This is a genomic window from Candidatus Rickettsiella isopodorum (assembly GCF_001881495.1).
Lineage (GTDB): Bacteria > Pseudomonadota > Gammaproteobacteria > Diplorickettsiales > Diplorickettsiaceae > Aquirickettsiella > Aquirickettsiella isopodorum.
Genome location: NZ_LUKY01000032.1, coordinates 95,207 through 116,507, shown reverse-complemented (window position 1 = coordinate 116,507; position 21,301 = coordinate 95,207). Strand labels below are relative to the sequence as shown.

General features: G+C 39.9%; 23 protein-coding genes. 15 read left to right on the top strand and 8 right to left on the bottom strand.

Annotation, left to right across the window (positions count from 1 at the left end; all coding sequences use genetic code 11):
- Nucleotides 1–302 precede the first annotated feature (302 nt).
- A complete protein-coding gene (gene ssb, locus A1D18_RS02695; RefSeq protein ID WP_071662287.1) occupies nucleotides 303–773 on the bottom strand; it encodes a single-stranded DNA-binding protein in 471 nt (156 codons plus the stop codon).
- A gap of 187 nt (nucleotides 774–960) precedes the next feature.
- Here ssb and uvrA point away from each other — a divergent pair, with 187 nt between their 5' ends.
- On the top strand, nucleotides 961–3,831 hold the full coding sequence (uvrA, locus tag A1D18_RS02690; protein WP_071662512.1) for an excinuclease ABC subunit UvrA: 2,871 nt from the start codon (nucleotides 961–963) through the stop codon (nucleotides 3,829–3,831).
- Between the two features lie 94 nt (nucleotides 3,832–3,925).
- Here uvrA and A1D18_RS02685 read toward each other — a convergent pair whose 3' ends face one another.
- The 6 genes from A1D18_RS02685 to A1D18_RS02660 form a co-directional block, all read right to left on the bottom strand.
- Nucleotides 3,926–4,534: an outer membrane beta-barrel protein gene (locus tag A1D18_RS02685; protein WP_071662286.1), complete on the bottom strand. Its 609-nt coding sequence runs from the start codon at nucleotides 4,532–4,534 to the stop codon at nucleotides 3,926–3,928.
- A 299-nt stretch (nucleotides 4,535–4,833) separates the two neighbouring features.
- Nucleotides 4,834–5,457 (bottom strand): outer membrane beta-barrel protein, encoded by a 624-nt coding sequence (locus tag A1D18_RS02680; RefSeq protein WP_071662285.1) that lies wholly within the window; start codon nucleotides 5,455–5,457, stop codon nucleotides 4,834–4,836.
- Nucleotides 5,458–5,658: 201 nt separating this feature from the next.
- The gene (locus A1D18_RS02675; protein WP_071662284.1) at nucleotides 5,659–6,312 is read right to left on the bottom strand and encodes an outer membrane beta-barrel protein; all 654 of its coding nucleotides are present in this window, start codon (nucleotides 6,310–6,312) and stop codon (nucleotides 5,659–5,661) included.
- A 323-nt stretch (nucleotides 6,313–6,635) separates the two neighbouring features.
- Nucleotides 6,636–7,256, bottom strand: a complete 621-nt coding sequence (locus tag A1D18_RS02670) for an outer membrane beta-barrel protein (RefSeq protein WP_071662283.1) — start codon at nucleotides 7,254–7,256, stop codon at nucleotides 6,636–6,638.
- Between the two features lie 175 nt (nucleotides 7,257–7,431).
- Complete coding sequence (locus A1D18_RS02665) at nucleotides 7,432–8,076, bottom strand: outer membrane beta-barrel protein (protein ID WP_071662282.1); 645 nt, start codon at nucleotides 8,074–8,076, stop codon at nucleotides 7,432–7,434.
- Nucleotides 8,077–8,179: 103 nt separating this feature from the next.
- The gene (locus tag A1D18_RS02660) at nucleotides 8,180–8,896 is read right to left on the bottom strand and encodes an outer membrane beta-barrel protein (RefSeq protein WP_071662281.1); all 717 of its coding nucleotides are present in this window, start codon (nucleotides 8,894–8,896) and stop codon (nucleotides 8,180–8,182) included.
- A gap of 98 nt (nucleotides 8,897–8,994) precedes the next feature.
- Between A1D18_RS02660 and ubiA the strand changes: the two genes are divergently transcribed.
- The 11 genes from ubiA (at nucleotide 8,995) to mltG (ending at nucleotide 17,505) form a co-directional block, all read left to right on the top strand.
- Nucleotides 8,995–9,861, top strand: coding sequence for a 4-hydroxybenzoate octaprenyltransferase (ubiA, locus tag A1D18_RS02655; RefSeq protein ID WP_071662280.1), 867 nt, complete (start codon nucleotides 8,995–8,997; stop codon nucleotides 9,859–9,861).
- Nucleotides 9,862–9,868: 7 nt separating this feature from the next.
- Nucleotides 9,869–10,360 carry a pantetheine-phosphate adenylyltransferase gene (gene coaD / locus A1D18_RS02650; RefSeq protein WP_071662279.1) on the top strand — a complete coding sequence of 164 codons (492 nt, stop codon included), beginning with the start codon at nucleotides 9,869–9,871 and terminating at the stop codon, nucleotides 10,358–10,360.
- Nucleotides 10,361–10,373: 13 nt separating this feature from the next.
- On the top strand, nucleotides 10,374–10,634 hold the full coding sequence (locus A1D18_RS02645) for a YfhL family 4Fe-4S dicluster ferredoxin (RefSeq protein WP_071662278.1): 261 nt from the start codon (nucleotides 10,374–10,376) through the stop codon (nucleotides 10,632–10,634).
- A 78-nt stretch (nucleotides 10,635–10,712) separates the two neighbouring features.
- Entirely contained in the window at nucleotides 10,713–10,889 is a 177-nt protein-coding gene (gene rpmF / locus A1D18_RS02640; RefSeq protein ID WP_071662277.1) for a 50S ribosomal protein L32, read from the top strand.
- 10 nt (nucleotides 10,890–10,899) lie between these two features.
- Nucleotides 10,900–11,937, top strand: coding sequence for a phosphate acyltransferase PlsX (gene plsX / locus A1D18_RS02635; protein WP_071662276.1), 1,038 nt, complete (start codon nucleotides 10,900–10,902; stop codon nucleotides 11,935–11,937).
- Complete coding sequence (locus tag A1D18_RS02630) at nucleotides 11,934–12,884, top strand: beta-ketoacyl-ACP synthase III (RefSeq protein WP_071662275.1); 951 nt, start codon at nucleotides 11,934–11,936, stop codon at nucleotides 12,882–12,884. Before plsX ends, A1D18_RS02630 begins: the two co-directional genes overlap by 4 nt.
- Nucleotides 12,885–12,969: 85 nt before the next feature.
- Nucleotides 12,970–13,899 (top strand): ACP S-malonyltransferase, encoded by a 930-nt coding sequence (gene fabD, locus A1D18_RS02625; RefSeq protein WP_071662274.1) that lies wholly within the window; start codon nucleotides 12,970–12,972, stop codon nucleotides 13,897–13,899.
- Nucleotides 13,900–13,908: 9 nt separating this feature from the next.
- Complete coding sequence (fabG, locus tag A1D18_RS02620) at nucleotides 13,909–14,649, top strand: 3-oxoacyl-ACP reductase FabG (protein WP_071662273.1); 741 nt, start codon at nucleotides 13,909–13,911, stop codon at nucleotides 14,647–14,649.
- Between the two features lie 141 nt (nucleotides 14,650–14,790).
- Nucleotides 14,791–15,057 carry an acyl carrier protein gene (acpP, locus tag A1D18_RS02615; protein WP_071662272.1) on the top strand — a complete coding sequence of 89 codons (267 nt, stop codon included), beginning with the start codon at nucleotides 14,791–14,793 and terminating at the stop codon, nucleotides 15,055–15,057.
- A 73-nt stretch (nucleotides 15,058–15,130) separates the two neighbouring features.
- Nucleotides 15,131–16,405, top strand: a complete 1,275-nt coding sequence (fabF, locus tag A1D18_RS02610; RefSeq protein ID WP_071662271.1) for a beta-ketoacyl-ACP synthase II — start codon at nucleotides 15,131–15,133, stop codon at nucleotides 16,403–16,405.
- A gap of 5 nt (nucleotides 16,406–16,410) precedes the next feature.
- The gene (gene mltG, locus A1D18_RS02605) at nucleotides 16,411–17,505 is read left to right on the top strand and encodes an endolytic transglycosylase MltG (RefSeq protein WP_071662270.1); all 1,095 of its coding nucleotides are present in this window, start codon (nucleotides 16,411–16,413) and stop codon (nucleotides 17,503–17,505) included.
- 64 nt (nucleotides 17,506–17,569) lie between these two features.
- Here the strand turns inward: mltG and A1D18_RS02600 are convergent, their stop codons facing one another.
- Nucleotides 17,570–18,559 (bottom strand): phosphotransferase, encoded by a 990-nt coding sequence (locus A1D18_RS02600; protein WP_071662269.1) that lies wholly within the window; start codon nucleotides 18,557–18,559, stop codon nucleotides 17,570–17,572.
- A gap of 315 nt (nucleotides 18,560–18,874) precedes the next feature.
- Between A1D18_RS02600 and tmk the strand changes: the two genes are divergently transcribed.
- From tmk to A1D18_RS02585, 3 genes are read left to right on the top strand one after another with little or no spacing between them, the layout of a single operon-like run.
- Nucleotides 18,875–19,531, top strand: a complete 657-nt coding sequence (gene tmk / locus A1D18_RS02595; RefSeq protein WP_071662268.1) for a dTMP kinase — start codon at nucleotides 18,875–18,877, stop codon at nucleotides 19,529–19,531.
- The gene (gene holB, locus A1D18_RS02590) at nucleotides 19,524–20,510 is read left to right on the top strand and encodes a DNA polymerase III subunit delta' (protein ID WP_071662267.1); all 987 of its coding nucleotides are present in this window, start codon (nucleotides 19,524–19,526) and stop codon (nucleotides 20,508–20,510) included. The genes tmk and holB overlap by 8 nt, the downstream gene beginning before the upstream one ends.
- Entirely contained in the window at nucleotides 20,504–21,301 is a 798-nt protein-coding gene (locus A1D18_RS02585) for a TatD family hydrolase (RefSeq protein WP_071662266.1), read from the top strand. Before holB ends, A1D18_RS02585 begins: the two co-directional genes overlap by 7 nt.

The following is a 21,301-nucleotide window of genomic DNA, read 5'->3' as shown; positions in this document are numbered from 1 at the left end:
CTGGAGCATTTTTGAGTGTAAATTTTATTCTATATAGAGTTAGATTTTAAAATAGATGACTGAATAACCAAATAAGTAACAATACAGCAATAGGGATGCCTAATAACCAAGCAATTAAATATTTCATAATCCTCTCTCCTCGTTTACACTCTTCTTTGAGAATAAATGTTCCTTATAAAAAGATTAGCCAAGTCGACAGATAAATCAAGTTAACTCATTTTAATGGCGCTAGGTGCTGTACAATTTATATACAGCGCCTGCAACGTTTGTATTCGGAGAGCGTTGAAACGAAAAATGATCAGCTAAAAAGGAATATCGTCATCAAATGCTTCGCTGGCCATTTCAGGTAATGGGGTAGTTTCGCGTTTGGGTCGCGTAGCGGAAGTATTCTGTGTGGTAGAAAGGGGGGGCTCGCTGCCTGTCGCACCGCCGCTGCGACTGTCTAACATTTGCATTTCATTGGCAATAATTTCGGTGGTGTAGCGATCTTGACCGGTCGTTTTATCTTGCCATTTACGTGTTTGTAAGCGACCTTCAATATAAACTTTAGAGCCTTTTTTTAAATACTCGGCGACAATCTCAGCAAGGCGTTGGAATAAAACGACACGATGCCATTCGGTGCGTTCTTGAAGTTCACCGGTATTTTTGTCTTTCCAGCTTTCGCTGGTGGCTAGATTAATATTAGCAACCGCCGCACCGTTAGGCATATGACGAATCTCCGGATCAGCACCTAAGTTGCCGATTAAAATAACCTTATTAATACCTTTGGCCATGTTTGAATACTCCCACAGTAACAAAATCAAAACAACTATAAATTCTAAAGCTTGTAGCGTAAAAAAGAAAGCAATAAAAAGGAGTTTTTTAAAGGTTTCTTTTCGTTATTTTCAAGGTTATAGTGTGGGGTTTCCACAAAGGTTGATAAAGTTTTTAACTTTTGTACCAGAGCTTTCATGTTTATCTATGGATACAATTCGCATTCGTGGTGCTCGCACCCATAATCTTCAGAATATTGATCTGGATATTCCACGTGATCAATTAATTGTGGTGACTGGATTATCCGGTTCAGGTAAATCTTCGTTAGCGTTTGATACCTTATATGCTGAAGGTCAGCGTCGTTATGTAGAATCTCTGTCGTCTTATGCCCGGCAATTTTTGTCCATGATGGAGAAACCGGATGTCGATCATATTGAAGGGCTTTCTCCCGCGATCGCTATTGATCAAAAATCAACCTCTCATAATCCGAGATCGACAGTGGGTACGGTCACTGAAATTTATGATTATTTGCGTGTATTATTTGCCCGAATAGGTGAGCCACGTTGTCCTGTACATAACACCAGTCTCGCTGCGCAAAGTGTCAGTCAGATGGTTGACACTTTGATGGCTTTGCCGAATGAGACACGCCTACTTATTTTGGCGCCGAAAGTACAAGGACGGAAAGGTGAATTTAAACCCTTATTGGATGAATTACGTAGCCAAGGTTACTTACGGGCACGAATTGATGGGGAATTGGTCGAATTGGATCAAGTGTCCCGTTTAAGTGCAAAACAAAAGCATAGCATCGATGTGGTGGTAGATAGGCTAAAAATAAAGCCAGAAAATCGCTTACGCTTGAGTGAGTCTTTAGCTACTGCGGCATCCTTGAGCGAAGGTTTAGTGACGGTGATCGTGCAAGATACGGCAGGAAAAACGAAGCAAGAATTGGTTTTTTCGGAACGTTTTGCATGCACTGAGTGTGGCTATAGTATTAGCGAGTTAGAGCCACGTTTGTTTTCTTTTAATAATCCAGCCGGCGCTTGTCCACAGTGTGATGGCTTAGGCCATGAGCTGATTTTTGATGCTGAAAAAGTCATACCACAACCGGAGTTAAGTATCACACACGGTGCAATTCGGGGATGGGATGCACAAAACCCTTATTATTCTTTGTTATTATCGACTTTAGCTAAGCATTATCAATTTTCTTTAGAGTCACCTTTTAATGCATTACCAGATACTATTCAAAAAATTATTTTATATGGTAGTGGTAAAGAAGAAATAAAATTTCACTATGAGAGTGAAAAAGGCTATGTCTATAATAAGAAAAAGCCCTTTGAAGGGGTGATACCAGTGATGCAACGTCGTTATCAAGAGACGGAATCACATTCGGTGCGAGAAGATTTAGCCCGCTATTTAGCTTCTAAACCCTGTAGTAGTTGTCATGGCACCCGTCTTAATGTTGCTGCGCGGCATGTTTTTATTGCCAATAAAGCGATTACTGATTGGGTTGCTTTACCCCTCGATAAATTAAAAGAATTATTTGAAAAATTAAATTTGTCTGGTCAACGGGCACAGATTGCTTCACGTTTACAAAAAGAAATTATCGATCGTTTAAGTTTTTTAATTGATGTTGGTTTAAATTATCTGTCACTGGATCGGAGTGCAGATAGCTTATCTGGTGGTGAGTCGCAACGGATACGTTTAGCTAGTCAAATCGGCTCAGGTTTAGTGGGTGTCATGTATATTCTCGATGAGCCATCGATAGGATTACATCAACGCGATAATGGCCGTTTATTAAGTACTTTACTTAGATTGCGCGATTTAGGGAATACGGTGATAGTTGTCGAGCATGATGAAGAAGCGATACGACACGCAGATTATGTCGTCGATATGGGACCAGGCGCCGGTGTGCATGGTGGTCGTGTGATTGCGCAAGGATCACCGGCCGCGATTATGCGAAATCCAAATTCATTAACGGGTCAATATTTATCCGGTGAGCGACGTATCGAATGCCCTAAAAAACGACACAAACTCGATAAAAATCACGTCATCAAACTATCAGGTGCAAGCGGTAATAACTTAAAACAGATGGATGTTGAAATTCCTTTGGGTTTAATGACCTGTATTACTGGCGTGTCGGGTTCGGGCAAATCGACGTTAATCAATGATACTTTATATCCACTGGCTGCTAAAAAATTGAATGCGGCTATTTTACCGCAAGCTGCGCCGTATCAAGCTATCACCGGTTTAGAACAATTGGATAAAGTCATTGATATTGATCAAAGTCCCATAGGTCGCACGCCGCGCTCGAATCCTGCTACGTATATTGGTTTGTTTACACCCATACGGGAACTCTTTGCTGCCACGCCTGAAGCGCGTTCGCGTGGTTATATGGCAGGGCGTTTTAGTTTTAATGTGAAAGGGGGTCGCTGTGAAGCGTGTGAAGGCGATGGTGTACTTAAGGTAGAAATGCATTTTTTAGCGGATGTTTATGTGCAATGTGATATCTGCAAAGGTCAGCGTTATAACCGTGAAACCTTAGAAATATATTATAAAGGGAAAAATATTTATCAAATTCTAGAAATGACCGTAGAAGATGCACATGAGTTTTTTAATCCGGTGCCGGTATTGGCACGAAAATTACAGACCTTGATCGAAGTAGGTCTAGGCTATTTGCACCTCGGTCAAAGCGCGCCCACTTTGTCAGGAGGCGAAGCACAGCGCGTCAAACTGGCTAAAGAATTAAGTAAACGTGATACGGGTCGTACACTCTATATTTTGGATGAGCCAACGACGGGTTTACATTTTTATGATATAGAACAATTACTGAAGGTTTTATATCGTTTGCGCGAGCGCGGTAATACGGTGGTGGTGATTGAACATAATTTGGATGTGATTAAAACCGCTGATTGGATTATTGATCTCGGTCCAGAAGGAGGCAGTAAAGGCGGCGAGATAGTCTGTGTGGGTACGCCCGAGCAGGTCGCAAAACAACTAACTTCTTATACCGGTCAGTATTTGAAACCCTTGCTAGGTAAGCGAAGTTTAACGAGCGAGGATGGTAGCCGTCATGGTTGAATTTTGCATAAAGAATTGGCAAAAGACACAGATTATAAAAGAAAAACCCCTAGAACAGGGGTTTTTTTATCACTGAATGTGTGTTTGGTGATTTTTAACCGAAAGTAAATCCTAGACCTACTGTGGCCATATTAATGTTATTCGGCTGATTTTTACCAATGGGTTGAATATGCGTAAAAGCAGTATCAATAAACACATTAGAAGTTATATTATAAGTAACGCCCACACCTGCTTCAGGTGCCCAGCTATGTTTAGCCAGTGGTCTAACAATTGATTGCCCATTCACTACATTACCTTTTAGATCATTGACTAAATAAGCCATACCTACTTTAGCATAGACATCAAACTTACTGGTGATAGGGAGGATACCCTTTCCAACGACATCAAAAGCATGTTGATTCAGTGTGACCGATTGCTTGGCCAGACTAGATTTTACATTAGCTTTTTGCTGAGCTAATTGTAAATAACCCATTTCAACCGCCCAGTTTGGGTTGAATTGATAACCAATAGCTAAACGACCCGCTAAACCACCTTGATATTTGGAAGAAACTTTTCCTGAAGGAAAAGGCTTTACAAAGTGCTTGCCGGTTTTGGCATAACCTACTTGGCCTTCAACATAAACGCCTGGAGTAGTTGCATTAGCAGCCACCATACCAAACGCCGAAACGCCTAATACACTTACTGCGATTATTTTTTTTAACATATTATTATTTTCCTCTTAAAGGTTTAACTAGTTAAACAGGTCTTATTTATCACTTGTATAAATATCTGTCAACTTTTTTTATCAAATATATTGATAAAGTTCAAGTGAAGGAGCATCAATCCGGCCTTTTAGCTGGAAAATTATATTCATATAATAGGGATTTCAGGTCACCCCCCTTTATCGCCTGATAGCCTCCATAGCACACTAATCTAATAATAAGGGCTATATGCTTGCGTGATAGAAAAGAAAAACCCCTTAAAAAAGGGGTTTTTTTTGAGTTTTAAGGTTTAAACAAAGGTTTAACCAAAATTGTAGCCGAGACCGACAGCAACAAAATCGATGTTACCGGGTCGGTTTTTACCTAAAGGTTGGATGTGTGTCCAAGAGGTATCTAAAGATACATTTGGAGTAATATCGTAGCTCACGCCAACTGCCGCTTCTGGAGCCCATTTGCGCTTAGCAATGTTTTGAATGGTAGGGCCAAATCTTTCATCATCTGAGTTAAGGCTAAAATCAGTCGTCACATAGGCGACACCTAATTTACCATAAACGTTAAGGTTACTGTTAACAGGTAGGATACCTTTAGCTACTAAGTCAATGGCATTTTGATCGAGCGCTACATCACCTACGACTAGGCCCTTTTGACTATCCGTAACAAGAGTGATTTGCTTTTGATTAGTTCGAAAATAACCCGCTTCTAATGCGAAGTTTTGATTAAACTGATAACCAATCGCTACTCGGCCAGCCAAGCTCGAGTTTGATAAATTATTATTTGGAAGTTTATCATTCGATTTTAATTTCATATTGTTATTGGCATAACCAATTTGGCCGGTGACATAGAGACTAGGCGTTGTTGCATTCGCTGCCATTGCACTTAAAACAGAAACACCTAACACCGTTGTGGTTAGAACTTTTTTAAACATTATTATTATTATTCTCCTGAAAGAGTTTAACTAGTCAAACGAGCAACTATTAAACAATTAGATTTAGTTTTATTGTCAATTAATACCAATAACTAAAAACTTAGATAGAGGTACTAATTAGCTTAATTTTTTAATCAAGAATAGTTATCTTAATTAAAAAACCCCCTTAAAAATGGTTTTTTTGGGGGGTTAAACGAAGATTTAGCCAAAATTGTAGCCGAGACCGACAGCAACAAAGTCGATGTTACCGGGTCGGTTTTTGCCTAAAGGTTGGATGTGTGTCCAAGAAGTATCTACAGATACATTTGGTGTAATGTCATAGGTGACGCCAATAGCGGCTTCTGGCGCCCATTGGTGTTTGTTAACCCCAGCGACATCATTAAGATCATACGTGGTAGTAGAGTGTCCACCTTCTTTAACCGTTTCCTTAATATCACTGGTTAGATAAGCAACACCGAGTTTACCGTAGACATCAATGTTGTTACTGATAGGGATAATGCCTTTGCCCACTAAATCGAGTGCATTTTGTCGTAATTTTAATGATGATTGTTCTGGGCTTACAAGTACATTAACTTTCCTTTGACCTAATTGTAGGTAACCTACTTCTACCGCAAAATTTTGGTTAAATTGATAACCTAGTGCTAAACGACCTGCTAAACCATTATTGGATAGGTTATTAGCTTCAGCTTTATCTTTATTATGAAGAAGATTAGCGGTATCGGTTTTGTTACCCATCTGGGTATTGGCATAACCGACTTGGCCTGTGACGTATACACCCGGTGCAGCAGCATTCGCTGCCATAGCGCCTAATACAGAAACACCTAATACAGATGTATTTAGAATTTTTTTAAACATTATTATTATTCTCCTGAAAGGATTTAACTAGTTAAACGAGCAACTATTAAACAATTAGATTGGTTTATTGTCAACGTCTGGCATAAAAAAATTTTCTTTATTTTATTTTTTTGTTTTTGTGAAAAATTTTTTTAAAATGTAAACTTTCTATTTTTATTTAATGGGTTAAGCATAACGTATGCGAGGAAAGTCGTTTTTTTCAGTAATACTCGTGAATCTCGACTCTAATCGCCGCAGTGTTGAGGTGAGTTTTATTCTTTAACGAACACAAAAGCAAAAACCCCTAATTAGGGGTTTTTTAGATATTTGCTTGTAAGCTAAGTTTAGCCGAAGCGATAACCGACACCGACAGCCAAGAAGTCTATGTTACCAGGACGATTGCTTCCCAAAGGTTGGATGTGTGTTAATGAGGTATCGACCGTCACGTTAGGTGTGATGTCATAACCCATGCCGATAGCCACTTCAGGAGCCCATTTATGTTTTGCAATTCCTTCAACGGAATTGAGATCGATAGACGTAGGTGTCCCATCTAAGGTAGTATCCTCTTTTAATTCGGTAGTTAAATAAGCGACACCCAATTTCCCATAAATATTAACATTGCTGGTAATGGGTAAAATGCCTTTAGCAGCGACGTCGATAGCATGTTGCTTATTGTATAAGGTGATATTTTGTTTAGGAAAGTATGATTTTCCTTCAGACAACTGTAAGTAACCTAATTCTAAGGCAAAATTAGGCGTGACTTTATAACCAATCGCCAAACGACCTGTCAGTCCGTCATTTTCTAAGGCAATTCCAGTCGGTGACGGGAGACGAGATTTCATGTGAGTGTCGGCGTAACCGGTCTGACCGCTTACATATAAACCCACTGGAAGTGCCGCATTAGCATTCATCACAGCACATGCACTTGCTGTTAAGACACTGGTAATGAGTATTTTTTTAAGCATTGTTATTATTTTCTCCACGGGAATATTATTATTGGAGTTTACTATTTAATCGTTAATATGAATTAATGTCAATTTGTAAGAAATACTGCGAAATACAAAAAGTAGGTTATTAAAAAGTTTTTCTTTCATTAGCTATTTTAATGTACTTCCATAGATGGCATGTTGTATGCAGACATTATCCAAAATAATACGACACGCCGAGTGAGTAAAAATCGCTGCTCGGCGCATGATTACTACCCCCTATTTTTTGGATACGATTCCAAGAAAATTCGACAGGAACATTCGGTTTCAATGCATAACTCACTCCTAAACCAAACGTTGGTTCTAAGGTTTTAGAATAGCTATTCGTTGTGCCGTTGTAAGGAGCATTAATGATAATTAAACTTCCTTGTGAGTTAGGGCGTAGATAAGCAATGCCTAATTTTCCATAAAGACTTAATTTAGTGGTGACGGGAAGTATTCCTTTTGCAGTTAAATCGAATGCACTGGATTTGCTGGATGCACTGGCGATGTAATTATTTGTGCCGAGTGAAATATCGGCGTTACTAAAATGGCGATAACCAAATTCCATTGCCCAATGTCGATCAAATTGATAACCAAAACTGAGGCGATAGGCTAAAGCAAGGTTATTCAGATCCGGTAACGGCACCGGAGACGTTCCATTATTTACCGTGACTAAATTAGTCGTATTGATATGACTATTCGCATAACCGACTTGTGCGCCGGCATAAAAACCGGGCATTTCAGCATGTACACTTTGCGTGCTGAAAATAGTCATTGTACTCACCAGCAATAAGGCGGTTGTATTTCTTTTTTGCATAATGCCTCCTAATAATAAATGATTAAACAGTTAAAAAATAGTTTATGAAAAACGATAAGCACAGATAAAAGATAAAGCTAAACTCTATTTTCAATGCAACGCGTTAACCAAAATAATACGCTAAACCTATCGAATAAAAATCGGTACTGGGTAGGCTGTTACCACCACCGACACCTTGGATGCGTGTCCATGCTAAATCGAGCGGTACAAACGGTGTAATATCATAGCTAAGACCGAGACCGAAACTGGGATTCCAGCTATCGGAATAACCTAGATAATTCCGACCATTGACGAGAGCAGAACCATTTGCTTTAAGATAGGCTAAACCTAATTTGGCATAAAGATTGACATTACTCGAAATAGGTAACATCGGTTTAGCCATAAAATCAATAGCTTTTTCCCTTAAAGAAACGTTTTGGCCGGGTACACCACCGACGCCGGAAAAATCAACATCAGAAAACCGCGTGTAACCCATTTCAAAAGCGACGTTTTGATTAAATTGATAACCGCCAGCGATGCGGCCGGTGAAAGCCATTTTACTATTAATAGATTGCGCAGCGGCATTAGTTGCTTCTTGGTGTGTGTCGGCTGTGCCGAGTTGACCTAAGAGATAAAATCCAGGAATAGACGCACTAGCTACTAAAGGGAAGCAACCTGAAAAAATGAAAAGTATACGCTTAACCATTGAATTTTTGTCTGTATTGTCGTTTAACTCGCAATCTTTAGGGTTATTAATACACTCCGGTCGCTTCATTTTCACGATGCCTTGCCAAAAATCCAATGCCTGTGAGCAAATCGTAGTCCTGATTTTTTTCAACATGAACAACGCTCCTTGTGAATGAAGATCATCAAATTTTATATAGTATACCCATTATCGATGCTTTGCAGTGTGGCTAATCCTATTATACGATAAGCAGCATGAACTACCTACCACGTTGGCGAGCTTATATTGCGTTGCTTCGATTGCATCAACCCATAGGGATATTTTTATTATTGTGGCCTGCGTTATGGGCGTTATGGATTGCGAGTGCGGGCGCCGTAGATTTTAAAATCCTTGCTTTATTTATAATCGGTGCGGTGCTAACACGATCACTCGGTTGTGTGATGAATGATATTGCGGATAGAAATCTGGATGGTTTTGTGGCAAGAACGCAACATCGACCGTTAGCGACCGGTGCGGTGAGTTTGAAAGCAGCGGTGCTTATATTACTTGTTTTAAGCTTACTAGCGTTTCTTGTGGTGTACCAATTGAATGACTTAACCATAGAGCTGGCCGGAATCGCCGTGGTCATGATGGCTATCTATCCGTTTACCAAACGCTATATTGAATGGCCACAATTATTTTTAGGGATCGTATTTGGCGCTTGGTCCATCTTAATGGCTTTTGCTGCAGAAACCGGGAAAATACCGGCTATTGCTTGGTTATTATTTTTGGCCGCTTATGGTTGGTGTGTTGCTTATGATACCATCTACGCCATGGTGGATAGAGACGATGACAGGCGCGTGGGCATTAAATCCAGTGCGCTGGCATTGGGTCAGCGTGAAGTGGTTTTTATTGCCATTTTAGAGACAGTCTTTGTTTTATTATTAAGCCTTATCGGCTTCTACTTAAAGGTGTATTGGGTTTATTATGTGATGTTGGTGTTAGTAGTGGCTTTATTGATCTATCAACATTTTTTAATTAAAGATCGAAAACCTGAAGCGTGTTTTAAAGCTTTTTTGAATAATGCTTGGATAGGTGGTTTAATATTTTTAGGATTTTTTTTCGGTCTCCCTAAAATATGATGCACTCATGAAAATCAAAGTAATCTATCCCGGAACTTTTGATCCGATGACCAATGGCCATCTTGATTTAGTGCAACGTGCTGCACGTTTGTTTGAAACTGTTATCGTTGCGGTGGCGAAGAATCCGAGTAAAGTACCGGCTTTTTCTGTGGATGAACGCATCCATTTAGCTAAACAAGCGTTAAACGATCTTAATAATGTACAGGTACATGGTTTTGATGGTTTGTTAATCAATTGCGCGAAAGAATATAACGCACACGTCATTTTACGCGGTCTACGTGCAGTTTCTGATTTTGAGTATGAATTTCAATTAGCAAGTATGAATCGGAAAATGATGCCTAATTTGGAAACCTTATTTTTAACTCCGGCCGAGCAGCATTCTTTTATCTCTGCTAACTTAGTCAGAGAAATTGCCGGTCTCGGAGGCGATGTGGCACAGTTTGTCCCGGCAGTTGTCGCAGAGGCTTTACAAACCAAATTTAAACAAACAAAATGCTAAGAACAGGGGTGAGATGGCTTTATTAATAACCGATGATTGTATCAATTGTGATGTTTGTGAGCCCGAATGCCCTAATGACGCGATCATTCAGGGTGAGTTTATTTATGAAATTAAGTTCCATCAATGTACAGAGTGTGTGGGTCATTTTGATGCCCCGCAGTGTGTTGAGGTTTGCCCGGTAGCTTGTATCGTCGTTAATCCTGACCATAAAGAAACCCGTGAACAATTGCTATTGAAGTATCAGGACTTAGTAAAAGTTGCTGAAGTGAAATAAAAACACCGGTTGTTTTTTCGACCATCAGCCCCCATAATATGCCTCTTTATAGAATTCCTTATATATAAGAGGGCCCTCATGGCAGTCCAAAAATCACGTAAATCTCGATCCAAAAGAAACATGCGCCGTGCGCATGATGCCTTAACTTCTCCCGCTATCTCTATCGATGCGACTAGTGGAGAAAGGCATATTCGTCACCATATCACCAAAGATGGTTATTATCGTGGAAAAAAGGTACTAAACGTTAAGGAATAACACCTGTAAAATGTCTCGTTATACTCTTGCTATAGATGCTATGGGAGGCGATTACGGCCCCTCCGTCATAGTACCCGCTGTGATTCTGGCTCTTCAGGAAGAGCCAGAGCTACATATTATTCTTGTCGGTGACTTGGATAATTTGCAAAATCAGCTGAAACTGGCAAAAATCAAGCCAGCGTCCAGTCAATTGACGTTACATTCCGCGACCCAGGTGGTATCGATGGATGAAGCTCCGGCTTTAGCGTTGCGTAATAAAAAAGATTCTTCGATGCGTGTTGCGATTAATTTAGTCAAAGAAGGTGAGGCTCAGGCTTGTGTCAGTGCCGGCAATACCGGTGCACTCATGGCGACAGCCCGTTTTGTATTGAAAACCATATCGGGCATCGATAGACCGGCTATTAGTGCGATGCTTCCTACGATGAAAGAACAAACCAAAGTACGCGTCTTAGATTTGGGTGCGAATGTCGATACCGAGGTTGAACATCTACTACAATTTGCCGTTATGGGTTCAGTATTAAGTTCTGAGATTGATAATATTCCCAGTCCACGAGTGGCCTTATTGAATATTGGTTCTGAAGAAATAAAAGGTAATGAACAGGTTAAAAAGGCGGCGGAATTATTAAAGAATGCGCATATCAATTATATCGGCTATATCGAAGGCGATGAGATTTATCAAGGGTTGGCGGATGTCATCGTATGTGATGGTTTTGTCGGTAATGTGGCATTGAAAGTAACTGAAGGGGTGGCAAAATTAATGAGTCATTATATTAAACTAGCCTTTAATCGTAATTGGTTTTCACGTCTTTCTGGCTTAATGGCTTTGCATGTATTGAAAGGGTTACGTAAACAATTTGATCCCGCCCATTATAACGGTGCTAGTTTGGTGGGTTTGCGCGGCATAGTGATTAAGAGTCATGGGAGTGCCAATATATTGGCATTTAAAAATGCTATCAATGAAGCGATCTTGGAAGTACAAAAAAATATTCCCGAACGGATACGCGAACAAGTAACCGGTTTATTGAAGGAATCTGAACAGTCTTTATGAAATATTCACGTATTGCAGGCACGGGCAGTTATTTACCAGAAAAGATATTAACCAATGCCGAGCTCGAGAAGAAGGTGGCTACCACGAATGAATGGATAGTTGAACGTACTGGCATACGCGAGCGTCGTATTATCGGTCCTAACGATAGCACGGCGAGTATGGCGGCTGCAGCAGCAAAGCAAGCCTTGTTAGCCGCTGAAATGGTCGCTAAGGATATACAGTTAATTATTGTTGCCACGAGTACTCCCGATAAGTTTTTCCCCAGCACTGCTTGTTTAGTACAAGCCGAGTTGGGTGAAGATGGATGTCCTTCCTTTGATATTGTAGCGGCCTGTGCTGGTTTTAATTATGCTTTAAGTGTTGCGGATCAATTTATCCGTAATGGCGTGGTTGAAACTGCCTTAGTGATAGGCAGTGAAAGTATGTCCAATATTATTAATTGGGAAGATCGATCTACCTGTATTTTATTTGGTGACGGTGCCGGTGCAGTGGTACTTCAAGCCGCTAAAGAACCAGGAATTATTTCTGCGCATCTGCATGCAGCCGGATCATATAAAGATTTATTATCATTAGGTACAGGCTTAAAAAAAGGTGATGTTCCGCATCTTAAAATGCAAGGCAGTGAAGTGTTTAAAATTGCGGTTAACAAATTAAGTGCAGTCTTAGAGGAAACCTTAACCGCGAATAAAATAAATAAAAAAGATATTGATTGGTTAATACCGCATCAGGCTAATTTACGAATTATTCAAGCCATGGCGAATAAACTTAAAATGACTCTACAGCAAGTTGTTGTTACGTTGGATCAACATGGCAATACTTCTGCTGCTTCTATTCCGTTAGCCTTAGATGTCGCCGTGCGTGACGGTCGCGTCCAACGCGGACAATTATTGTTAATGGAAAGTTTTGGCGCAGGCTTAACGTGGGGTTCTGCTTTAGTACGTTATTGAATGAAACCCTATTTGCCCTAGAACCTCATAAACTATGTGATTTTGTAAAGTTCAATTTGAGTGAGTAATTATGGATAAAGTAATTATGAATAAAAAAGTTGCATTTATTTTTCCAGGCCAAGGTTCGCAAACATTAGGAATGTTAGCTGAGTTTGCGAAAGAGTACCCTTTAATTCAAGAAACATTTGCGCTGGCTTCACAAGTCCTAAAGTTTGACTTGTGGGAGTTGTGCCAGAAGGGTCCGGAAGCGGCACTTGATCAAACGGAAAACACACAGCCCGCTTTATTGGTAGCCAGTGTGGCTTTATGGCGGGTTTGGCAGCAACAGCGAGGCGTAAAACCGACGTTTATGGCGGGCCATAGTTTAGGTGAATATTCAGCCTTAGTGTGTGCCGGGGCGTTGGATTTTTTGATCGCTGTACGTCTGGTAGCCGAACGTGGGCGTTTAATGCAAGCAGCAATCCCACCGGGTGCGGGTGCGATGGCAGCTATTGTCGGTTTAGATAATGGTAAATTGCAGGTTTTATGCGACTCATTAGCTGAAGGTCAAGTCTTAGCGCCGGCTAATTATAATTCCATCGGTCAAACGGTGGTAGCAGGGGATGCGGCTGCGATCGATCGATTGTTGGAACAGGCTAAACAAGCCGGTGCTAAACTAGCGAAACGTATTCCAGTCAGCGTCCCTTCGCATTGTGCTTTAATGAAACCCGCGGCTGAACATTTGGCTGAAACGTTGCAAACCATTCATATTTCTGTTCCCCATATCCCTGTCGTCAATAATGTTGATGCAAGTATTGAACACGATCCGATACTGATAAAAAAAGCCTTAATCAAACAATTATATAATCCTGTGCGTTGGGTAGAAATAATACAATCGCTTGAAAAACACGGGATCGAAGAATTTATTGAATGTGGTCCAGGTAAAGTGTTAGCGGGTTTGAATAAACGTATGACATCGATACCGACACTCTCGATACAAGATCCGGAAATACTACAAGAAGCCTTAATTGGTTAAGGAAGGTTTATGTTATTAAAGAGTAAAATAGCCTTGGTGACGGGTGCCAGCCGCGGTATTGGTGCTGCAATTGCAGTAGGGTTGGCGCAACAAGGTGCACTGGTTGCAGGGACCGCCACTACCGCTGCCGGAGCTGAAAAAATTTCCCATGCATTCCATGAGCAAGGCTTAAAAGGAAAAGGTTTAGTACTCAATTTAAACGATGAAGTGTCGATAAAAAATTTAATGACCGAATTACACGCATTTGGCTTACCTAATATATTAGTGAATAATGCGGGCATTACCCGTGATAATCTGTTACTGCGTATGAAAGTCGATGAATGGAATGCCGTGATAGATACTAATTTAAGTGCTGTTTTTAAGTTAACACAAGCGTGTTTAAAACCGATGCTGAAAGCGAAATATGGACGTATTATTAATATTGCTTCTATAGTAGGTTGTACAGGAAATCCCGGTCAAGCTAATTATGCGGCGGCAAAAGCAGGGTTAATTGGATTTACCAAAGCATTGGCTCAAGAAGTTGCAACGCGCCATATTACTGTCAATGTTGTCGCGCCAGGATTTATAGAAACGGATATGACTCGTCAATTAAATGAAAATCAACGCACCTCATTGCTGGAAAAAATTCCAGTCAAACGATTAGGCGCAGCTCAGGATATCGCTCATGCGTGTGTATTTTTAGCTTCTGATTGGGCCGATTATGTGACTGGAAACACTTTACATGTTAATGGTGGAATGTATATGAATTGATCAGAATAGGGTTCCAACATAAGTTTAGTTTGTAAGCGGCTAAACTTAATTGCTTAATTTAAGTAAAGTGACTTGCGTTCACTCAATAATTGAATAAACTAAGCGACAGGTTTTATTTATACTAAATAGGGGAGATTCTCAGTGAGTACAATTGAAGAGCGTGTAAAGAAGGTAGTGGTTGATCAACTTGAAATAAAAGAAGAAGAGGCCACTATGGAAGCTTCTTTTGTGGATGATTTGGGTGCTGATTCCTTAGACACCGTCGAATTAGTGATGGCATTGGAAGAAGAGTTCGATACCGAAATCCCAGATGAAGAAGCTGAAAAAATCCGTACCATTCAACAAGCAGTCGATTACATCAAACAACATAAAGTCGAAACAGAAAGCTCAGAAGAAACTGAAGAATAAACTCCATATAAAACAATAAGCAGCAGTAAGCAGCACCAGAATATAAGCCAGTTCATTTGAAGGGGGCGGTAACGTGAAGAAAAAGCGACGTATAGTGGTAACCGGTGTTGGGATGATGACACCGTTAGGTCTTAATACCAAAACTACTTGGGAAGCAATATTGGCAGGTAAAAGTGGAGTTTCTACAATTACCGCATTTGATGTTTCCGCTTTCCCCTGTCAAATTTCTGCTAGCGTGCGAGCTTTTCAAGCTGAAAATTATGGTATTTCGGCGAAAGATGGCCGAAAAATGGATTTATTTATTCAATATGGTTTAGCGGCTGCAATAGAAGCGATGGCGGATTCAAAACTAGAAATCACTGAAAAAAATGCGGATCGTATTGGTGTAGCAGTCGGTTCTGGTATTGGTGGATTACCTTTTATTGAAGAAAACAACAGTAAATTAGAACAAGGAGGCCCGCGCAAAATATCTCCCTTTTTTATACCGGGCGCTATTACCAATATGCTAGCGGGCCAAATTTCGATTCGTTATGGATTACGTGGACCAAACATTGCCGTGGTAACTGCGTGTACTACGGGTACACACAATATTGGTTTAGGTGCCAGAACTATTCTGTATGGGGATGCGGATGTCATGGTGGTGGGTGGTTCGGAAATGGCGACGACTCCTTTAGGCTTAGGTGGATTTTCTGCTTGTCGAGCGTTATCTAATCGTAATAAAGATCCACAAGCTGCAAGTCGCCCATGGGATAAAGCTCGTGATGGCTTTGTGTTAGGTGACGGTGCAGGTATTTTAGTCTTAGAAGAATATGAACGCGCTAAACAACGCAATGCACCTATCTATGCCGAATTAGTGGGTTTTGGTATGAGTGCGGATGCTTATCATATGACCAGTCCCGCACCAGACGGGCAGGGGGCCATGACAGCGATGTTAAATACTTTGCATGACGCCAATATCGATAAAGAAAAAGTGGCTTATATCAATGCGCATGCGACTTCCACATTGCAAGGTGATTATTTAGAATTAAGAGCGATACGTCGCGTATTTGGTGATTATGCTAAAAAGATGGCGATTAGTTCGACTAAATCGATGACCGGCCATTTACTAGGCGCTGCGGGCGCAGTTGAAGCAATTTTTACTATTCTAGCACTGAAAGAACAAAAAGTGCCACCAACGATTAATTTAGATAATCCCGGGAATCCACCTGAACTCAATATTCCCGATGATGATTATATCGATTTAAATTTTGTTCCCAATGTACCACAAGAATTAAAAATGGATTATGCGCTCTCTAACTCGTTTGGATTTGGTGGAACGAATGCTTCATTGCTTTTTGCTCGATTGTAACGCCTATGCCTAAAAGATTGACGCTGGTTGCATTAATCATTCTGTTAGTCTTTTTTTTATCTACTTATTTTGTTGTGCATTATTACCGGTTTTTAGAATCCCCTTTAAATCCCACGCAAACAATACACATCGTATTTAAACCCGGTGCCTCGGTACATCATTTACTCACGGACTTACAAAATCAAGGTTATATGTCACATTCGCGTTTTTTCTTGTTATTAGCCTATGTTAAAGGGGCGACTAATAAACTAAAAACGGGTGAGTACCAATTTGATCCTGGTACTACGCCGGGTCAATTATTGGATCAAATGTTAGCTGGAAAAGCCATTTTCCATCGTTTTACGATAGTAGAAGGCTGGACATTTCAACAATTAATCAGTGCATTAAATAATTTATCGACTGTTAAACATCAACTCAAGCACGTGTCTCCAGAACAAGTCTTAGCTAATTTGGGTTTACCGGTGCAGAATCCTGAAGGTTTATTTTATCCGGCAACCTATTATTTTAGTGCGGGTGCCAAGGATAGTGATTTATTAAAATGGTCTTATCGATTGCTAGAAAAAAAACTACAGGCTGCTTGGAAGGATCGTGCCGCTAATTTACCCTATAAAACAGCTTATCAAGCGCTGATTGTCGCTTCTTTAGTGGAAAAAGAAACGGCAATCGCTAAAGAGCGGCCAATGATTGCGGGTGTGATTGTGCGTCGTTTGCAGGCGGGTATCCCTTTACAGATCGATGCGAGTGTTATTTATGGTTTAGGTGTGCATTATACTGGTAAGTTAACCATTGAAGATTTACGTAAAGATACTCCCTATAATACCTATACGCGCAAAGGTTTGCCGCCCACACCGATTGCGAGTCCTAGTTATGCTTCGCTAGTGGCTGCTTTACATCCGGATCACAGCCAGAATTTATATTTTGTTGCAAAAGGTGATGGGTCACATCAGTTTTCTGCACATTTAGCCGAACATAATATGGCGGTACAACTTTATCAGCTCGATCAACGCTATCCTTATGTGAAGAAAAGGAGATCTTGTCAAAGTTTTTGGTATTTAAGTAAATCCATGCGTTCATTTTTTTGTAAATTGAATGATTTATAAGGTAAAGTTTAATGTTTTTACTTGACGGTAAACTAAGTAAAACTCTTTTTTGCAGTGAGTAGGTTTAATAACGGATGAGCGTTTCTTTTTCCTTATAGCGCTTGATAGCTTCTTTTAGTAAGATTTGTTTATCTTTGTAAAAAAAAGGCATCGCATATCTTGCCCAAATAACGATAGAAAAATAATTTAAGGACTCATGAAGAAATATACGTTTAATTAAATTTTTGACGTCTAATTCGGATAAGATGATATTATAAGAATTTTTATAGGTTTCCAAAAATATCTCTTTTTGCTTTGTGTTAAGGCCAGTCACGCAGAATAATCTCGAAATATCGTAAGCCGGATCTTCCATGCTAGAGAGTTCCCAATCAATCAATTGCAAGCGCCCATTCATTTCAATCACATTAAAATGATGTAAATCACCATGTGAAGGCACTTTTAAACATTTTAATCGAGTAAGAAAGCTTCTAATACCTAATAATTTTTTCAATATTTGATAATCTTTTTTATTTAAGATAGGTTGAATATTTTGAAAACATTGAGAGGATTCGTCGATAAAAGAAATTGCGGTTTCAGAATTTTTTTTAAACTTTACTTGTGAATAATGTAATTTTTTAACTAAATGCGCTAGAGAGATTAATTTACAGGGATTTTTAAAATCAGCGGCTGAAAAGGACTGATAGCTAGGAATGAATTCTGTGACCAGTAAGCTATATTTTGAATAATAAGCAATCGTTTTTAAGGGGGTTAAATTTAGCAATTTAGCTTGAATAAGATTTTGTACTTCTATCGATAGCTCAGGAAATAATGGATTATACGCTTTTGGAAAACGTAAAACGAGATTTTCCTCTGCGTAATAGTAAGTATTATTGGAGTAACCCCCCTTTATTTCTTTAAATTTACTGGGTTGGTAGATTTTTAGTATTAACAATTGGATTAAAAGATTTTTATTGAGTAGCTTTGCTCCTTCTTTTTCTATAATTAAATCAGATAACATCTGGTATAAAAGATTATTCTTTTTTTCTGCAACAGTGTTGCTTAATTGACTTTGCATAAACCTCCTTATAGTGCAATTGCCTATTTCTTCCCTATTTTTTTATAATAACATGTCTAATGTTATATAGTCAGTTTAGCGACTTTACTAAATTAACTTTTACTTAGAAAGCAACCTAGCTATCGATGGGGTAAGTTTAAGCGATCGAAATATTTTTTCAGTAAAATTTTTGATAGTTTCTTCAAGTAATTTTCGCATGAAAAAATAGCATGACCTATTTAGCCCAAACAAGTATCGAAAAATAAATTAAGGATTCATATCGCGAAACCTCTACTATTATGCGTATAATTGCTTAAATATTTATGTGGAAGGGTTATGCAAATCACTCGAGCACGCTTTATTAGCTTAGAAGGGATAGAAGGAGTAGGAAAATCAACACAACTTAAGTTTGTCGCCAAGTATTTACGGAAAGCGGGTATCTCGCTTACTGTGACGCGTGAGCCGGGTGGCACAGAAGTAGCCGAAGCGATACGGGCTTTAGTGTTGCAATCTGATTTTTCACCAGAGACCATTATTCCTGAAACCGAGCTATTATTATTTTTTGCGGCGCGCGCACAGCATATTCATTACGTGATTAAACCGGCCTTGCAGCGCGGTGATTGGGTGCTTTGTGATCGCTTCACCGAAACCAGCTACGCCTATCAGGGTGGTGGCAGAGGGTTAGATTTAGCTTTTATTCGTAGTTTGCAGTTATGGGTGCAACAAGATTTAAAAATGGATACCGTTTTGTTACTCGATGCACCGGTCGATATTGCTTTAAGGCGCACGCATCATCGAAAAACCGCAGACCGTATCGAAGTGGAGAAGCAAGATTTCTTTACCCGTGCACGTGCTAGCTACCTAGAACGGGCCAAACAAATGCCGGATTGTTATCATATCATTGATGCGAGTCGTTCATTAAAGGATGTGCAAAAACAAATTAAAAAGGTTTTGGAGCAATTATTAACGTTATGGATAAAGTCTGATGAATAATTACTTAGCGCCTTTGCCATGGCAAACCAAACAATGGCAGCAACTGTATCGCTGTCATCAAGAGAACCGTTTACCCCATGCCTTGTTACTGGTAGGACAAGCGGGTTTAGGTAAAACTTTATTTGCAGCAAATTTTGCTAAAACCTTATTATGTAAAAATCCAAGTGCGAAGAGTATACAGTTTGCTTGTCAGCATTGTCGTGATTGCGTACTAGTGGCTGCGGGTACACATCCAGATCTGTGTTTGCTTGCTACAGAGAAATCGAAGCGAGGGATTAACATTGATCAAGTACGTGATGTCATTGAAAAACTAAATCATACCAGTCAAGCCGCGTATAAAATTATTGTGATTAACCCGGCAGATAGTTTGCTATTGGCCGCCAGTCAAGCCTTATTGAAAAATTTAGAAGAACCCAGTGAGCGTTCATTATTTATTTTACTGACAGAAAAAGTTGAACGCTTGTTACCGACTATTCGAAGTCGTTGCCAGGTGATTCGTTTTCTCCCTCCAGAAAAATCGCTAGCGATGGTTTGGTTAGCGCAGGAACTTCCAGCGTCCGCACCGGTCGATAAACTTTACCATTTATCCGCTGGCGCACCGTTGCTCGCAATGACGTATGCACAGCAGAATTATTATTTATTTTATACTGATTTAGTGGCGGCATTAGCACAGTTATTAAATCAAGGCATGGATCCGATCCAATGTGCCGCACGTTATGTAAAAACGGATGCACAGCAATTATTATCTACGTTGTTAAATGTCGTCAGCGAATTGCTAAAATGCCAGTTACTGAGTGGATATACGGCTATAGAAGACGCGCTAACGCATTTAGCGGCGTGTTTGTCGACGAATTTTTTGTTGCAATATTTTGATAGTGTCATGGCATTACAGGCGCACACAACTAAAATTACGCTGAATCTCTCCTTAATGTTAGAAGATCTGTTTTCTCGTTGGGCTTTACAAGGTAAATCATGTTAGTTGACTCACATTGCCATCTGGATCGGTTGGATCTCGATTATTTTAAAAAAGATCTCAATGCTTGCCTGGATTTTGCTAGAGAACAAGGCGTATTACATTTTCTGTGTGTGTGTATTGACTTAGCTAATTTTCCAGCAGTGTTAGCGATTGCTGAACAGTTTAAAGAGGTTTCTGCATCAGTGGGTGTCCATCCCACCGAACAAGTCGCGGAAGAAGCCACGTTGGATGAATTAATTAAGCTCGCACAGCATCCCTTGGTTGTGGCGATAGGCGAGACGGGTCTGGATTATTATCGCGAAAATACACAAAAAGAATGTCAACAACAACGTTTTCGTCAGCATATTCGTGCCGCCATTGCGGTGAATAAACCACTGATTGTACATACTCGACAGGCGCGTGAAGAGACATTAAACATCTTAAGAGAAGAGGGTGCACAGCAGGTGGGTGGTGTACTTCATTGTTTTACAGAAGATTTAAGCATGGCCGAGAGTGCCATTAAAGAAAATTTTTATATTTCTTTTTCTGGTATTTTAACGTTTAAAAATGCGGCTGAGTTAAAAGCTATCGCGCAAAAAGTACCCTTGGAACGTGTGTTAATTGAAACGGATTCCCCTTATCTAGCACCTCATCCATTTCGTGGTAAACCGAATCAGCCCGCCTATGTGCGTTATGTTGCCGAATGTTTAGCACAATTGCGGGATTGTTCTTTAAATAAAATTGCCGAACAAACGACTACTAATTTTTTTACGTTATTTAAGCAAGCACAGCGTGGCCAGCCCGTCAACCGATAG